Genomic DNA, 16,319 nt, shown 5'->3' with positions numbered 1-16,319 from the left:
GTGTGATCCTCTGGTCAGACGGCAAGGCACCATTGACTGAAAAATGAAACAAGAACCTTCCCTCACTCCGGCCATCCGGTGGCGAATGGTCCTGTTAACGTTAAAGATATCTTACAGGGTTATGCTTCAAAACAAAAGCAATTCCCACCATCTCTGAATGTTTTTTTTAGGGGGCGGGATCAGGCCCCTCACGGCCCAGTCCTTCTCGGGCCTCGGGAAGATCCGGCGCGATTCTTAACGCCGCGGCGAAACTCTCACGCGCCGCCTCAAACCGGCCCATTTGCTGAAGCAACCGACCCAGCCGAACATAAAGCTCGGCGGTAAACCCTGAATCCGCCTCACTGCCGGCCTGACATTTCAGCGCCTGTTCGTAAGCACCCACCGCCTCATCGGATCGGCCGGTTTCAGACAAAACGATTCCCAGATTCGCCCAGGCAACCGCGTAATTCGGAGCGTCCCGAAGCGCGGCGCGCAGCGCTGCCTCCGCCTCGGACAATCGCCCAAGGGAACGAAGTGAATTGCCCAGGCTGCACATCGCCTCCGGGTAGACCGGCCGCATCTGCAACGCCTGACCAAACCGTTCCCGCGCCGCTTCGTACTGCCCCAGCTCAAACCGGGCAGAACCTAGATAATAGTATAATTCCGCGTCGAACTCATAGGGACTCAACGCCAGCGCTTTCTCCATCTGCTCCGCCGCCGATCGCGCGTCGCCCTGCTTCAAGGTCGCCACACCCAGATTCGCCCACGCACCCGCATACGACGGATCCAGACGGATCGCCTCGTTCAGCTCCGCGATCGCCTCGGGCAGTCGATCGGCCCGCAACAGCGCGAAGCCCAAGGCATTGTGCGGCCTCGGGTGATGCGGTGTTCGCGCGATGTTGTCCCGCCACAACGCGATGACGTCGCTGTACAGCGCATTGCGACGGAGGGTGAGCACGGTCAGCAACGACACCGCGCCCACGACCGCCGCTCCGCCCAGTATTCGCCGCGGGACGACCGACGCCATCGCGCGACGAAGCAACGCCTCGATGCCGTATACCACCAGCACGATCACGCAGGCGAGCGGCAGGTACATGCGGTGTTCGAACGCCAGATCGCGAATCGGAACGAAGCTCGACGTCGGCGCGAGAATCAGAAAATATGCGAGGCCGACGAAACCCACCCACGGGCGATGCTTCATCGCCCACAAGCTCGCTATCAGCAGCCCCGTCACCACGGCACCACTAAGAAACATGCGCGGGCCGACCACGGCCACGGGCCAGCCGTAGTCGATGCATTGCCCCACCGGGACCAGGGCGAGCCGCAGGTAATGAATCAGAATCTCGGGTTGCGTGCGCAGGTATTCCCACGCCGTCAGCCCGGGCGTGCCGAACCCCACCGTGATCGGATCTTCCTGCTCGCGCGCGAAGATGCCGCCGACCACGCCAAAACCGGCCAGCACGCCCCACGTCGCCACCAGACCGACGTACAACGCCCACCGGCGGCGCAACAGATCGCGGAAGCTCGACGCGAGGAACACGCGGTCGTAAAGCATCGCCACGATCGGGGCGGTCACCATCACGGCCTTGCTCGCCATGCCCGCCGCGCAGGCCGCGATCGCACCGGCCATCCACCACCCCGCGCGGGGGGCCGACGCACTCCGCGCGACGCAGTACAGCACAAGCAGATAGCACAGCCCCATCAGCGATTCACTTCGCTGGATGATGTACGTCACGGCTTGCGTCTGAAGCGGATGCACGGCCCAGAGCAGCGCCACGATCAGCGCCGGCGCGACGGGCGTGCGCGCCAAAACGGCATCCGACACCTCACCGGCCGGTTCGTCCGCGCCGATCTTCCGGCGTGCGTGAATCGCCTGCGTGCAACGCACCAGTGCAAACAAGGTCCACGCCGCGAGGAGGTGAATCGCCAGATTGACGACGTGATAGCCTTCCCGCTCCAGCCCGTGCAGCGCGTAGTTGATCCCCAGCGAATAATCCACGAGCGGGCGCGACGAGGCGAGGTAATCGGTCAGCGGCCAGAGCGCGCGAATCGCCCGATTCTGAACAATGCTCAACGCGTCATCTACGATGAATTGCCCGGACAGACTGTTGGAGTATGCCACGATTGTGGCAATAGCAATCAACACCAGGCAGGACCAGGTGCCCGGGGGAACCGCCTGCCCGGTCCGGAGGATTTCACGCGGCGACGGCGTTCGTCGATCACCGTGACTGGCATGAGGCGCTGCGCCCGATTTGCCTGATCGGCCCCGTCCTGTTGCGTGTCTGCGCGACATGGAGGAGCGTTTTAGCCGATCCGCCCCGCCGGCTCTACGGCTTCGCGCCGGCGCTGCGCTGGGCGGCCGTCAGGAGCGATTCCAGCCGCTGTTTCAATTCCCCGTACAGCGATTCGACTTGTTGCTTCGACTCCTCTTCGAGCTTCTTCTTGCCGGCGGCATCGGCCACGGCCGCCACGCGAGACGCCGTAAGCTGCTCGATCTGTTCGGCCCGCTGGCGCATGTCCTTCAAGACGCCCATCGCCGCCGCGGATTGCGCTTCGGTCAATTGATGCTGCTCAATGAATCGTCGCGTGTGGACTTCCCACGGATGAGGGGGTGGGGCGACCTTGGGTGGCGGAAGCGGATTGCCCGGCGCGACGGTTGCCGGTGCGTTGTCGCCTCGCGCAACTTGATCGCCGCGCGATCGCCGCTCGCGTTCGGTTCGGCGTCGCAGGTCGCGCCCGCCTTCGTCACCCCGGCGCTCGCGTGCGGCCCACCGCTCGCGCCCCTTGGCGACCTGATCGGCGGGCAGCAGGGTCTCGATTCGCTTCAACTGCTCGTCAAAATTGAACGGGTATTTGGATTCCAACTCGCGAACGCGCTTTCGGATCTCCTGCATCTTTGGATCGAGGCGAACTTCCTCCCAATACTTCGGATCTCGCGCCCGGTCGCCGGCGTTCTCCCGTGCCAGCCGCCAGTGATCGAACATCTTCGCGCGAAGCTGATCGTACTCCTCGGCCTCGGGGCCCATCTTCGCGCGACGCTCCGCCTGCATCATCTCAATCTGGCTTCGAACGACTTCCTTCTGCGCGTCGTCGAGATCGTACAAGCGCGCCGCCTGCTGAACCATCTGATCCAGCCGCAACTGCTGTCGCTCCTGCGGCGTTGCGTTCTGGAACCGTTCCCAGTTGCCCCGCCGCTCGCCGTCGCGACGCGGCCGGTTCGCGCGGTCCTCGCGTGGTCCGCGCTCACGCCGATTCTCGCGCAATCGATCTCGCGACGGGCGCGTCGATTCGTCGTTCCCCGCCGAGTCCGGTTGCTCGCTTTGTCCCCAAACCGGCGACCCACAAAAAGCCAGAATGACCATCACTTGCTTCATCATGTTCTTCATGCTGAACTGCACTCCTGCGAAGACCGCCCCATTTGCTCGCAACAGGATTCTACGCGCCCGCCGCCCGGTGCTTCACTTTGCCCATGCAACCGACGCGAAACTACTCGCCAAACGGCCAAGCCGCATGGATATTGACTCTGGGAGTCTTGAAATCCTTCGCAACGTGAAGCCCAAAGCCGATTCGTGCTCGCACGAACCGCCATTACCTCTTGCGACGACGCGACTTACCGCGATTTCCGTTGCTGCTCCGGGCGGATTTTCCACGGCCCTGGCTCGTGCGATTCTTTCCGAATCCCTTCGTCGCGTTCGCTTTGGGCTTCCCGAAGCCGCCGCTCCCGCCTCGGCGTTCGGAATGAGGAACTTCCTTCAAAGTCCGCCCGCTGCGGGCCGCCGATCCGGATCGGAGTACCAGGCGCATCTGCCGCGCCGAGACATCCACCTCGGCAATCGCCACGCGCACGAGCGATCCGAGCGTGAACCGCCGGCGAGAGCGCTCGCCGACGACCGTGCCCATCGCCACGTTGGCCTCCCACCAGTCGTCGCCGAGGTCTTCCATTCTTAGCAATCCGTCTATTAAGTACGTCGGGTGCTGAACAAACAATCCGAAGTTCGTGACGCCGTTGATCACGCCGTCAAACTCCTCGCCGACCTGATCCGACAACAGCTCCAGCACCTTGACCGTTTTCAGTTCTTCTTCCGCGTCCTCCGCCCGACGCGACAGATACGACAGCCGGTTGCCGATTTCCACCAGTTCCTCGTAGGACGGCACACCTTCCATTCCTTCGACGAATTTTTTCAAGCGGCCGTCCAGGTGCTGCTGCACCAGTCGATGAATCATCAGGTCGGCGTAACGGCGAATCGGACTGGTGAAGTGCGCGTAGCCCTTGCTGGCCAGCGCGAAGTGCCCGACCTGCTTCGGCGAGTATTCGGCCGTCTGCATCGACTTGAGCACAATCAGATTGATCGCATAGGCCTCGGGCTTGCCCTTCAACGGCGCGAGCAGCGCCTGCAAGTCGCCGGGCGTGATGCGCTTGGGCACCGCAAACCCCGCGGCGCGCATGAACCGCCCCATCGCCTCCAGGGACTCGGGGCTGGGCTCGGGGTGAATCCGCCGAATGAACGGCACGCCGATCCGCTCCAGCACCCGCGCCACGGCCTCGTTGGCCTCGACCATGAACATCTCGATGATCGTGTGCGTGAAGCTGTCGTCCTCGGGTTTCGCGTCGATCACGCGCCCCTCGTCATCGAGCACGAGGCGCACTTCGGGCAAATCAAGTGTCACCATACCGTCATTCAGGCGGCGCCGGCGGATGACCTTCGCCAGCGTGTCCATGTCTTTCAGCAATCGCAGGACCGGAGCGGGACAATCGCTCGCGTCGCCGTCGATGATCGCCTGCGCCTGCGTGTAGGTCAGGCGCTTCGTCGAGCGGATAAGGGTGTTGGCGAAGCGCGTGCCCACCACGCGACCGGCCGCGTCGTAGCGGATGAACGCGGATTTGCACAGGCGATCCTCGCCTTCTTGCAGGCTGCACAACCCGTTGGACAGCAGCTCCGGCAGCATCGGGATGACGTAACCTGGAAAATAGACGCTCGTACCACGCTCCCGCGCCGCCGTGTCGATCGCGCCGCCCTCGCGCACGAACGTGCTCACGTCGGCGATGTGCACGCCAAGCTCCCACGCGGCGCCTTCGGGGTTGGTTCCGCTTTTTCGTGATCCGCCGGATCGCTCCACGCTCGCCTGACCCGTGCGCCGGCCGCCTCCCTTGGCGTTGCCGCCACCATCCAGCCGCTCCAGCGAGATCGCGTCGTCGTAATCCTTCGCGTCGTCGGGGTCGATCGTGATAATTGTTCGGCCGGTCAGGTCCTCGCGCGGTCCGCCCAGCGCCTGCACGTCGAACGCTTTCGCCACGCCGCGCGCCTCGGCCATCACCTCGGCGCTGAATTCCTCGGGCAGGTTGTGTTGGCGAATGATGCTCGCCAGATCGACGCCGGCCTGACCGCGCGCCCCGATCCGCTCCACGATGACGCCTTTGGCTGGTCTGCCCTCGCTGGGGTAACGCACGATCTCGACGACGACCTGATCGCCCTCCTTCGCGCCCTTCGCGCCGACATCGCTCACCAGGATCGGCACATGCAGCGTGTTGCCGTCGGGCCGGACATACCAGATGCCGCCATCGCGACGCAACTGACCGACGTACTTGCTCTCCCCGCGCTGGACGATCTCCACGATGCGGCCCGCGAGCATCTGCTTGCCGTCACGATGGCCGCGACGCATGACCTGACAGCGGACCTTGTCACCGGTCACGGCGTCGGCCGTGTCTTCCGGCGCGATGTACAGATCGCCATGCTCGGCGGGGCTTTCGGGCACGACAAAACCAAAGCCGCGCGGGTTGCCGCGAAACGTGCCGATCATCGTGCTGGGCGGGTGCGGCAGCGTGACGGCGTTGCCGCTCCCGAGGACGACGCGGCCGACGCGGCGCAGCGAGTCAACGGCGTCGTGAAAGTCGCCGTATTCCGACTCGGCGATTCCCATTTCGATGGCAAGTTTGCGCGCCTTGAGCGGTGTATAGCCCGGCCGCCGGATGAATTCGAGGATTCGTTCGGAAAACCGCTTACCCATTCGGAACTCGCTTGCAGGTTGGCGAACTTGCGCTTGAGATACCGGGCGGAACAAACCGACCTCGGCCCGGAAAGGACCCCATGGACGACATCATCACCCACGCCCGCGAATTAGGCAAGAAAATCGCCGCGCACGAACGCACCCGCGCGTTTCTCGCGGCTGCCCGTGCCGTCGCCGAAGACAAAGACGCACAGTCGATCCTGACCGAGTATCAGCAGGCCGTTCATCGCGTTCAGCAACTGGAAGCCTCCGGCAAGCCGATTGAAGTGGATGACAAGCGTGCCCTCGCGCAGCGCGAGGCGGCGCTGGCCGGCAACGAAAAGCTCAAGGCGATGATGAAACACCAGGCCGACTACCTGGAGATGATGCATCGGATCAATCAAGCCATCGACGAGGCGGTCCAGCAGTAACCGGCGGGCGTGCAATATCGGCCAGCGCGTCGCCGATCTGCCTCACTTTCGCGGGCCAGGTCTCGTGCTGCATCGCCGCGCGGCGTGCGGCCCGGGCGGCAGGTGAATCCGCCGCGAGCGCGGACTCGCACATATTTACGAATGTATCATATGACCTCGCAATGTACACGTCCGGTCGATACGGTTCCACTTCCGGCAACGCCGTGCTCACGACCGGCAGCCCGGCGGCGAGGTACTCGCGCAACTTGATCGGGTTCACTGCGCGCGTCAGGTCGTTGATGCGGAACGGCAGCAGTGCGGCGTCGAACGCGGCTGCGTAGCCGGGGAGTTGCGAATACGGCCGGCGACCGAGCAGGTGCACATTGGGGCAGGCCCGCAGGTTATCGACATCCGTCTTAACTTCGCCGATCAATGCGAACGACGCCCGCGGCCAGGCCCGCGCCGCCTTCGCCAGCAGCCCGACATCGATCCAGTCTTCGACCATCCCCCAGAAGCCCAGGATCGGCCGCGGCAGATGCCTCACGTCGTCCGGCGGCGTCGCGTGCTCGGCCTGCGCGAAGTGCGCCGCGTCGACGCCGTGCGGCACGTAGATCGTCCGCGCCGCCAATCCCTGCTTGTCCTCGAACAATCGCCGCGAGGAGGTCACGACGAGGTCGGCCCGCGCCGCCAGCCGCGCCTCGGCCTCCAGCATGGCCCGGCGATCGTACCCGGCGAACTCGTTGAACGCATCGACGCAATAATAGACAACAGACTCTTCTTCAAATTGCCCGCACAGGAAATCCACGTCCGGCGCGAAGCTCCACACCTGCACCGGCCGCCGCGGCAACCCTGCCAGAACGCGGCGAATCTGCCGCACGACCAATCGCCGATTCAGCGCCGCCGCCGCGCGATGACCCGGCCACGGCGCCACCAGCGGCGTCAGCACCGTCATCGACTCGCTCACGCGCCGCGGGCCTTCGATGAACTGCCGCAGCTTGCCCGCCGCTGCGCGCAGATCGGCGCCGGTCGCGCTCGGCCGCCGCGAACCGTGATAGTTCACCCACACAACGTGATTGCGGCGCGACAGTTCGCGCATGACGTGATGCTTGCTGGTCGGATCGTAGTACCAGTTGCTGGCGATGCAAACGATGTTGCGATGCTCGATCAAGCCGCCGTCCGCCTACGCTCCCCCGCGTCGATTCAGAACCTCTCGAAATACATCGACGCATTCGGCCCCGACCTGTTGCCAGGCTCGCAGCGACCCACGCCGGGCGATCTGATCGCGGTCCCATGGCCGCTTCAGGGCCGCGAGGATCGCCTCCACCCAGCCGCCGCGGTCGTCGAACGGTACGAGCCGGCCGAGCGAATCCTGCGAGACGATCTCGCCGTTTCCCCCCACCGCACTCGCCACGACCGGGCACCCGCAAGCCAGCGATTCGGTGAGTGCGTTGCACCAGCCCTCGGACCGCGTCCAGAGCGCGAACAGGTCCGCCGCGTTCAGATACTCCGCCACGCGCTGCGGCGGCTGTCGCCCGGCGACGGACACGGCGTCACTCAATCTCATCTCCGCGATCCGCCGGCGCAACCTACGCTCATAGCCCGGCTCCTGCACGCTGCCGCCGATCAAGATCAACCGCACGTCGCCGCCGCGCTGCCGCACGACGGGCCAGATCTCCACGAGCCGCGCGAAGCCCTTCAACTCCTGCATGTGCCCCACGCTCACGACGTACTTCGCGTCGGCCTCCAGCCCCAGCACCGCCCGCGCTGCGACGCGATCGCGCGGAGCGAACACGCTTCCATCCACGCCGTTGGGAATCACACGAATATCGAGCTGGCGACCGACCAGCTCGCACGCCAGATCGGCCAACGCGCGGGACACGCTGATGACCGCATCGGCGCCCGCGATCGCCGCCGCCATGCGCCAACGCATGGATGCAACCTGGGAACGACTCACCAGTTTGCCGCGAAGCGTCAGCACGAACGGCACGCGCAGCGCCTTGGCCGCGAGGTACGCCCCCACGCCGTCGGGCCATTCAAAATGCGCGTCGATCAGCGACGGACGCTCGTTGCCCATCGCGGAACGAATGCCCGACAGCAACGCGCGGCAATAGAACCAGGCATCAAACGTCTTCGCCACGCGCGGGAGATACCACATCCGCGGCCGCCAGACCGGCGGAATCGCGAGGGGATCCATGTCCGGTGCGAGGCTCCCCGGCGGCCAGCCGACCGGCCCGATTCCGAAGTACGGCTGCGGCGCGACGACCTTCACCGGCATTTGTGCGTGTACAGCTCGCAGTCGCTGTGCGACGAACACGCCCTGCGTCGGCGAGGTCGGCGTCGGATAACACAGCGTGGTAGAGACGATTGTCATTTTATAATGCCGGTCGGGCCGCGTTGCTTTCTCGCAACGCGATGTTGCTTCACAACCAGTTCGGATCAGGCCAAAGCCGCCAAGCCCTTTCCCATCATCGGTCTTTCCGGACGCGAACCCAAGTCGCGGCTCGGCATGGCAATTGCTCATCCTCCACGCAGGAGGAGAGAACATGTCCGAGTGGACCAAGGGCGGCGCTGCCTTTTCGGCGGCCCTGGCGGTGTTTCTGCTATTGCCGGTCACGATCACCATGCTGCTGGTTGCCGCACTGCTGGCCGTGCGCCCGCGCGAACCGTGGCAACCGTGATGCATGGCCCGGCGCGAGCACGGCCTCCAATAGCCGCAGCCATGCCGCCCGGTCACTTTGCGTATTCGCCCATCCCGCGCAGGTCATCTACGATTCCATCCATGACGGCTGCACGAGTTCTGATTGATCCGCCGCTGACCGGCCCGGCCAACATGGCGCGCGACGAAGCGTTGCTTGCCGCCTGCACCGGGCCGACCATCCGCCCCACGCTGCGCTTTTATGCCTGGTCGCCCGCGACGATCTCGCTCGGTTACTTCCAGGCGATCGACGAGTTGCGTTTGCAACCGCCCGCGATCCGCGAATTGCCCGTCGTTCGGCGGACCACTGGCGGCGGCGCGATCCTTCACGACCTCGAAATCACCTACTCCATCGTCCTGCCCATCGACCACCCGCTCGTGGACGGCCGCCCCAATCTACTCTACGAGCTGGCCCATCAGGCCATCATCGCCGCAGTCGGGACCACGGCGCGACGCTACGGATGCAGTGAAGGCGGTGATTCGTGCGACCGCTCGTCGCAGCGCGGGCCCTTTTTCTGCTTTGCGCGGCGGCACGCACTCGACGTGGTCGTACCCGATGCCGCGGCTCACGGCGGATTCGCCAAGCTCGCCGGCTCGGCGCAGCGCCGCACGCGCACGGCCATTCTGCAACACGGATCCATCATGCTGGCCAGTCGATTCACCGAGCAACCGGTCGCGACGTGGCAATCAATTGGCGGCATACAGACATTTGACGAAGCAGTCGAGCGGTTGATCCCGCGATTCGCGAATGCACTGAATTGGACGCTGACACCCGATCCGTGGCGCGAAGAAGAGCTGCGTGCCGCAATCCCTTTCGAACGCATGTACGCGGGCGATGCGTGGACGATGCTTCGCGAGCGAAAAACGTAGCCGGCGAACTTGCTGGCCGCTGCATCATGTTACGTACCCGACGCGATGCCCGGACCGCGATCTCTGCCACCCGCGCCTCATTCCCGCCTCACCACCACCATGGTTTGATCATCTTCCGGCATGGTCGTCCCCTGGTGGCGAACCAATTCGGCGTTCAACCGATCCACCACCTCCTGCGGCTCGCCCGTCGACGCCAGCACCGCACGCATCCGCTCCAGGCCGAACGGCTCATCGGCTTCGTCGCGCTCATCGGGCACCCCGTCGGTGTAAAGCAGCAGCGTCTCGCCCGCTTGCAACGTCAACGCGGCATCCTTCGCGTCGTGACTCGGCAGAATGCCCAGCGGCAGGCCTGACCCCAGCGGGACTTCTTCCACGCGCACCGGCGGACCCGGCCGGCGGATCAACGGCGGATGGTGCCCCGCGTTGGCATAGACCAGCCGCCCCGTTGCCGGCTCGTAGAATCCGAGGATCCCCGTCACCATCGACGCCGCCTGATGCCGCTCGTGAAGATGGTGATTCTGATAGGACAGCAGCGCGCCGGGCGACGCCGGCGCATGCGGATACGTGAACAGGACCGCGTTGATCACGGTCATCATCACCGCCGCGGCCGGTCCGTGTCCGGCCGAATCGGCAATGAGAATGAGCCAGCGCGGATCATCCCGGCTCGCTCCCGGCAGACGCTGCAGTTCAAACACGTCGAAGTAATCCCCGCCGGCCCGGTCGAACGACTTGTAGCTCGTCGCCAGCTTCAATCCCGGCACGGTCGGCGGCTTCCCCGGCAGCAGCACTTTCTGAATTTCGGCGATCATGTCCACCTCGCGGTGAACGCGCCGCGACGCCTGTTCGGCGCGCTGATGCAGGTGCGCGAAGTTCACCGCCATGCTGGTCAGATTTGCCAGCGCCATCAGCGCTTCGACGTCATCCTCGTTGAATCCGCGCGGCGATGCGTGAAACAGCACGACCCAGTCGAGCGAATCATCGGCCTCGAAAACCGGTACGGCCGCCACGCACCGATACCCCGCCAACCGATCGCCGAACACAGGATCATTCGGCGCCGAAAGGTCATGCAACAGCGTCGGTGAATCGCTCGCCGTCAACCCAGCGAGCAGGCCGCCGCGACGCACCGGTTGCGCGAGCGCCGCGTGGCCGAGGTCGGCCGGCGGAACATGCTCGATGCCGTCGGCCGTGCGCCACCGGGCGATGCGGTAAGCGCCGGTGTCCAGCCCGGTCGTGGACAGCGCGAGGTAGCAGGCCGGTTCAAACGCCTGCTGCACGACGCGGATGAACAACTCCATGACGGCGCGCGGATCGCGCGCGTCTTTGATCGAGCGCACCATCTCGAGCAGGACCGGTACGCGCTTGCGTCGGGTCAGATCAACTTGCTGCATCCGGAAACAGGCCTCTTTCCTGCGCCGCTGATAAACGAGTCGCCATCTGGACCGACTCCCGGTTGAAAAAGGGCGCGGCTCCAGAGTGTAGCGGCGTTCGGTCGGATTCCGAATGGGTGAAGGAGGCCGATCGACTTCGCGCTTGTCGGCCAACGGCTCGGCGTTAAGCTACACGCGGAATTTCACAACGAAAGGGCGTCCGCCGTGAGCAAAGACGATCGCTTCAGTCGACACTACGAGCGCCAGCGCGAGGCCAGGGAGCAGGCGCGCAAGGGTCTGCCCGGCGAGGACGAACCGCCGCTGCCGCCGCCGGTCGAACCCATCAAGAACTCGAAGGCCGAGCCGGGCCGCAACGACCCCTGCCCCTGCGGGAGCGGCAAGAAATACAAGCAGTGCTGCCTGAAGAAGGACTGACCGCGGGCCTGCTGGCGCGGGGCGAGCGAGCAGCGCGCCCGCCGCTGACGCTGCGCGCGGCAATTCTTAATCTTGTCTATTTACTGGCCGCCGCGCTCTACCTGCCCTTTCTGCTATACCAGATGATCGCCCTCGGCAAAAATCGTCGCGGCTGGGGACAGCGCCTGGGCGGCGTCCCCTGGCGCGTCGGGCGATCGCGCTGCATCTGGGTCCACGCGGTGTCCCTCGGCGAAGTCAACGCGACGCGCGCCCTCGTCACCGAGATCGAATCACGCTTTCCCGCCTGCGTCGTCGCCATGTCGGCCACGACCGACACCGGCTTCGCGGCCGCGCAGCGTCTCTATCCCGACAAACTCGTCTTTCGCTATCCGCTGGATTTCTCGTTCGCGGTGCGGCGCACCCTGGCGCGCGTTCGCCCTGCCGCAATCGTGTTGATGGAACTGGAAGTCTGGCCGAACTTAATCGACCTCGCGGCGTCGATCGGAGTCCCCGTTTGCGTGGCGAACGGCCGTATCACGGCGGAGAAATCGATGCGGCGCTTTCGAATCCCCGTCGTACGCCGCGTGGCGCGGAGGATGTTCTCACAGATCGCTTTCGTTGCCGCGCAGGATGAAACCTACGCGGCGCGTTTCCGCGAGCTGGGCGTGCCCGCCGACCGCGTTCACACCATCGGAAGCATGAAGTACGACACGGCCGTGATCGGTGATTCGGTGGCGGGCGATGCAGAGCTGGCCGCCGCGATGGGAATCGACCGGGCGGTACCATTCATCGTCGCCGGTTCGACCGGTCCGGATGAAGAGGCGATCGTGCTCGATGCGTTTGAATCGCTCGCCGCGCAGCGCCCCGCGCTGCAACTGGCGATCATCCCGCGGAAACCGGAACGGTTTGATGAAGTCGCTCGGTTGATCGCATCGCGCGGCTTCGCGTGCGTGCGCCGCAGCCAGTGCCGCGACGGCGAATCTCACTCGGCCACCGATACCGCGCCGCGCGTCTACCTCGGCGACACCATGGGCGAGCTGCGCAAGTTCTATGCATTAGCTACAATTGTCTTCGTAGGGCGTTCGCTCGTGCCGCTGGGCGGGTCGGATCTGATGGAAGTGGCCGGTCTGGGCAAGCCGATGTGTTTCGGCCCGTTTGTCGACAACTTCGCCGACGCGGCGGGCCAATTGCTTGCCGACGAAGCCGCCGTGCAGATCACGCCACCGGCAGCCGATCATGCGGCCGCCGCAGCAAGCCTGTCCGCAGTGCTGACGAAGCTCCTCGCCGCGCCGGAAACGGCCCGCGCGATGGGTCGCCGCGCGCAGGAGGTCGTGCGGCGAAACACCGGAGCAACCCGGAGAACCGTGGACCTCCTCGCTCGGACGCTTGACGAGTCCCTCTCAAACCTGCCGTCGTCAATCCACGAAACGCAATCGGCGCCCGCGCGCCAATAGGACCCTTGCATCATTTCGCCGGTGAGCTGCTGGCGGACGAGGGCTTGGCCTCTTCCTTCACGCGTTTCAGCCACGTCAGGAAATGCTCCGGCGCGGGAACAGGATTCACGTAAAAAGGCGTATCCACGCGGCGACCATCCGGCGTACACATGACGCACACCTGCGGCCTCTGTACGTTGTATCGCTTGCAGTATTCCGGGAAGAACGCGAACTCCAGTTCGAGATTCACCGTGTCGAGCAACTCGGATTTGACCGCCGGGTTGTTGAAGACCTCGAGCACCATGTTGCGATGCTGCGAGGAATCCCACGCCTTGAAATAGATCAGAAGCGGCTTGTTCTCATCCTGCGCGATCCGCTCGGCCGCGCGCGGCTCGATCAGCCACGTCGGACCGCAACCGGTCAGACAATAAACCGCAGGCAGCAACAACAGCGCAGCGCGACCAAAATGAGTCGCCTGACGGCCCGCGTGCCGCGCGCCGTGACCTGTGTTTCGATTATCCTTCATCATCATCCTAGCTGGGTATCTTCTCTTATCGGCTACGCGGCGGCCCGCTCTTTCGGCCCGTCGACCGCTCGCGCGTTCCCCGACTCGTTGAGGCTGGCTGCGCGGCGCCTTCACCTTCTGAATGACTCGCATCAGAAGACCCGCCAACCGCGTCCGCGTTAGCGGGTTTTTGCCCGCCGCGCCCGCGCCGACCACGCCCGCCGCGACTGCCCCGCCGCCCGCGCGATCCGCCCGCACGATCGCCCGGTCCTGCCGGAACCGCCGGCCGTGACGCAAGCGTTGGCTGCGCCACCGGGCGCAGGGTCGCCGGCGCCGCGCCGGCACCGGTCGGTACCTCGCGTCCACGACGATCGACGCATGCGAGGCGCACTTCATCCACTGCGAATCCGGTCTCGGCGTGAATCCGAATCGCCAGGCCGCCGGCGCGCTCCAAATCCGTCAGCGCGTGCCGTTTGCGGTTCAGCAGCTCCGTCGCCACGGGCAGGCTCACACTCACATCAATGCTGGCGACGCCTTCGCGCTGACTGGCCATGCGGATCTGTCGCATCACGTCCAGGCAGACCGATTCGGTCGTCTTCACGCGACCGCTCCCGCCGCATCGCGGGCATTCGGCGAAGGTGTTCTTCGCGAAGGACGGCCGCTGCCGCTGGCGTGTCATCTCCAGAATTCCGAATCGCGAGATGCGAAGCAGCTTGGCGCGCTCCTTGTGGCTGCGCAGCGCCTCCGCCAGACGCCGCTCGACCGCCCGGCGGTGCTTGTCCTGCATCATGTCGATGAAATCGCAGATGATCAGGCCGCCCAGATCACGCAATCGCAATTGCCGCGCGATCTCGTCCGCCGCCTCCAGGTTCACGCGATAGGCGGTCTCTTCGGCGTTCTCGTGAACCCGGAACCGCCCGGAGTTCACGTCGATCGCGACCAGTGCTTCGGTGGATTCGATGACCAGCGACCCGCCGCAAGGCAACGGCACCACGCGCGAATGCAGCTTGTCGATCTCCGCTTCGATGCCAAAACGGTGAAACACCGGCTCGGCGCCGTCGTACACCGTCACGGCGTCCTCGGCCTGCGGACTGGCGATTGCGAGAAACTCGCGCACGCGCTCGGCCACGTGCGGATTGTCCACGATGATCCGCTTCAAACTCGAGTCGTACACGTCGCGAATTGTGCGGATCACCAGGTCGCTTTCTTTGTAAAGCTCGGCCGGGGCCGGCTCGTCGCGCGTTCGCTGGGCCACTTGATTCCACAAACGCACCAGATAATTCAAATCACGCTGCAAATCACGCTGCGACCGACCGACGCCTGCCGTGCGAACGATGAACCCCATGTCCTTCGGAAGCGTCAGTTGGTTCAGCACTTCGCGCGTCTTGCGCCGGGCTTCAGGATCCTCCACTTTGCGCGAAACGCCGTGCTGGTCCATCCCCGGCATCATCACAAGGAAGCGGCCGGGCAGCGAAATGTACGTCGAGAGCGTCGGCCCCTTCGTCCCGATGCCTTCTTTGATGACCTGCACGATGACTTCCTGGCCGCGACGCAGACAGTTCTGAATCGGCGGGCGGGCGCGGCGCGGCGTCTTGCGGCCGACCAGTTCCGGCTCGCCCTTGCTCTCCGGGAAATACCGCGGGTGCAGATCGCTGATATGCAGAAATCCGTGCGTCGGGAGGCCGAAATCGATGAACGCCGCCTGGATCGACGGCTCCACGTTGGTGACGCGGCCTTTGTAGATGTTCATCACGTTGCTGACCTGCGTGGCTCGCTCGATGTAGAGTTCGTCGAGCCGGCCATCGCGCAGGATCGCGATGCGACATTCGTCAGGATCGCTGCCGTTGATCAGCATCTCCCGATTGGCGGGCAGTTCGTCCGTCTCCGCCGGTGGAACTTCCACCTCGTCTTCGTACACCGGCCTGCGTCCGCGACGCCGGGGAGGCGCCTTCTCGTCCACATCCGTTTCGCGCGTCACACCCGGCAACGCCACCGGACCCGCCATGGCGCGCAGCGTGTCTTCGTCGGCGATCTCATCCTCTTCTGTGACGACCTCCTGATCCGCGTCCTCTTCCGCGCGCGGCGACGCTGACTCGGTCGGTGACTCCCGTTCTGCATCCCGCGTACTTGGCTCGTCGCCAACGGCATCCTCGGATTCGCGATCCCGCCCGCGGCGACGACCTCGCCCCCCACGCCGGCCACGCCGTCTTCGTCCCCGGCGCGCCTCGCCGTCCTCATCCTGCGAACGGCTCGCCGTGAACGCACTCGTTTCGCCCTCGGCATCACGCGCTTCAAATGGCTCAACGGCGTCGGGTGTCCCGACCGCTTCCCACCGGTCGTCCGGAACAGATTCCGCCACCGCCTCGGACACCAGCTCGTCGTCAAATCCGATGGCAAAACCCGGATCGGTCCGAAACCCCGGCGTCGGCGCTCGCGAACCGGGACCGGCTGCGGGCCTTGCCGCGCGCGCTTCCGGCAACCCGTCGGATGACGCATGCGATGCCGTGCCGCGAACATGACTTTCGGCGGGGCGCGCCGCGTGCGATTCACCGGTGGCCTCAAACTTCACCGTCGTCTCATCCACGGCAATCAACTCATCCGATGCGTCTTCGAAACTGACGGCGGGGCCGACGCCTTCGGCCGGATCAAAAATGCCGTCGG

10 protein-coding genes and 2 pseudogenes are annotated in these 16,319 nt (G+C 65.0%); 4 read left to right on the top strand and 8 right to left on the bottom strand.

The genetic code is table 11. The features are described 5' to 3' along the window. Nucleotides 1–166: 166 nt before the first annotated feature. From HRU71_13625 to HRU71_13615, 3 genes are all read right to left on the bottom strand, one after another. Nucleotides 167–2,101 (bottom strand): tetratricopeptide repeat protein, encoded by a 1,935-nt coding sequence (locus HRU71_13625; protein QOJ04465.1) that lies wholly within the window; start codon nt 2,099–2,101, stop codon nt 167–169. Nucleotides 2,102–2,306: 205 nt separating this feature from the next. Further along, nucleotides 2,307–3,365 (bottom strand): hypothetical protein, encoded by a 1,059-nt coding sequence (locus HRU71_13620; protein ID QOJ04464.1) that lies wholly within the window; start codon nt 3,363–3,365, stop codon nt 2,307–2,309. A gap of 202 nt (nt 3,366–3,567) precedes the next feature. Continuing rightward, a complete protein-coding gene (locus HRU71_13615) occupies nt 3,568–5,985 on the bottom strand; it encodes a VacB/RNase II family 3'-5' exoribonuclease (protein QOJ04463.1) in 2,418 nt (805 codons plus the stop codon). Nucleotides 5,986–6,065: 80 nt separating this feature from the next. Between HRU71_13615 and HRU71_13610 the strand changes: the two genes are divergently transcribed. Further along, complete coding sequence (locus HRU71_13610) at nt 6,066–6,395, top strand: YlbF family regulator (GenBank protein ID QOJ04462.1); 330 nt, start codon at nt 6,066–6,068, stop codon at nt 6,393–6,395. Here HRU71_13610 and HRU71_13605 read toward each other — a convergent pair. Continuing rightward, complete coding sequence (locus tag HRU71_13605; GenBank protein QOJ04461.1) at nt 6,361–7,542, bottom strand: glycosyltransferase; 1,182 nt, start codon at nt 7,540–7,542, stop codon at nt 6,361–6,363. The genes HRU71_13610 and HRU71_13605 overlap by 35 nt on opposite strands. 12 nt (nt 7,543–7,554) lie before the next feature. Next, nucleotides 7,555–8,745 (bottom strand): glycosyltransferase, encoded by a 1,191-nt coding sequence (locus HRU71_13600; GenBank protein ID QOJ04460.1) that lies wholly within the window; start codon nt 8,743–8,745, stop codon nt 7,555–7,557. A 408-nt stretch (nt 8,746–9,153) separates the two neighbouring features. Between HRU71_13600 and HRU71_13595 the strand changes: the two genes are divergently transcribed. Further along, nucleotides 9,154–9,939 carry a hypothetical protein gene (locus HRU71_13595; protein ID QOJ04459.1) on the top strand — a complete coding sequence of 262 codons (786 nt, stop codon included), beginning with the start codon at nt 9,154–9,156 and terminating at the stop codon, nt 9,937–9,939. A gap of 77 nt (nt 9,940–10,016) precedes the next feature. Here HRU71_13595 and HRU71_13590 read toward each other — a convergent pair whose 3' ends face one another. Next, a complete protein-coding gene (locus HRU71_13590) occupies nt 10,017–11,327 on the bottom strand; it encodes a SpoIIE family protein phosphatase (GenBank protein ID QOJ04458.1) in 1,311 nt (436 codons plus the stop codon). 315 nt (nt 11,328–11,642) lie between these two features. Here HRU71_13590 and HRU71_13585 point away from each other — a divergent pair. Together HRU71_13585 and HRU71_13580 are read left to right on the top strand one after the other, a co-directional pair. Continuing rightward, nucleotides 11,643–11,741 (top strand): annotated as a pseudogene (locus HRU71_13585) (SEC-C domain-containing protein). Next, nucleotides 11,720–13,174, top strand: coding sequence for a 3-deoxy-D-manno-octulosonic acid transferase (locus HRU71_13580; protein QOJ04457.1), 1,455 nt, complete (start codon nt 11,720–11,722; stop codon nt 13,172–13,174). Before HRU71_13585 ends, HRU71_13580 begins: the two are co-directional and overlap by 22 nt. 10 nt (nt 13,175–13,184) lie before the next feature. On the opposite strand, the gene HRU71_13575 is transcribed toward HRU71_13580, so the two are convergent. Together HRU71_13575 and HRU71_13570 are read right to left on the bottom strand one after the other, a co-directional pair. Further along, on the bottom strand, nt 13,185–13,685 hold the full coding sequence (locus HRU71_13575) for a hypothetical protein (protein QOJ04456.1): 501 nt from the start codon (nt 13,683–13,685) through the stop codon (nt 13,185–13,187). 313 nt (nt 13,686–13,998) lie between these two features. Further along, nucleotides 13,999–15,513: pseudogene (locus HRU71_13570) on the bottom strand (Rne/Rng family ribonuclease). Nucleotides 15,514–16,319: the final 806 nt, after the last annotated feature.

The organism is Planctomycetia bacterium (genome assembly GCA_015200345.1).
In the GTDB taxonomy this organism is placed as follows: Bacteria; Planctomycetota; Phycisphaerae; order UBA1845; family UTPLA1; genus PLA3.
This window is presented reverse-complemented; position numbering and strand designations above follow the sequence as displayed.

What these genes read in the sequence shown, in the direction of transcription:
- HRU71_13620 (QOJ04464.1), bottom strand. Translation starts at nt 3,365, where the DNA reads ATGAAGAACATGATGAAGCAAGTGATGGTCATTCTGGCTTTTTGTGGG.
- HRU71_13590 (QOJ04458.1), bottom strand. Translation starts at nt 11,327, where the DNA reads ATGCAGCAAGTTGATCTGACCCGACGCAAGCGCGTACCGGTCCTGCTC.
- HRU71_13575 (QOJ04456.1), bottom strand. Translation starts at nt 13,685, where the DNA reads ATGATGATGAAGGATAATCGAAACACAGGTCACGGCGCGCGGCACGCG.
- HRU71_13610 (QOJ04462.1), top strand. Translation starts at nt 6,066, where the DNA reads ATGGACGACATCATCACCCACGCCCGCGAATTAGGCAAGAAAATCGCC.
- HRU71_13600 (QOJ04460.1), bottom strand. Translation starts at nt 8,745, where the DNA reads ATGACAATCGTCTCTACCACGCTGTGTTATCCGACGCCGACCTCGCCG.
- HRU71_13595 (QOJ04459.1), top strand. Translation starts at nt 9,154, where the DNA reads ATGACGGCTGCACGAGTTCTGATTGATCCGCCGCTGACCGGCCCGGCC.
- HRU71_13615 (QOJ04463.1), bottom strand. Translation starts at nt 5,985, where the DNA reads ATGGGTAAGCGGTTTTCCGAACGAATCCTCGAATTCATCCGGCGGCCG.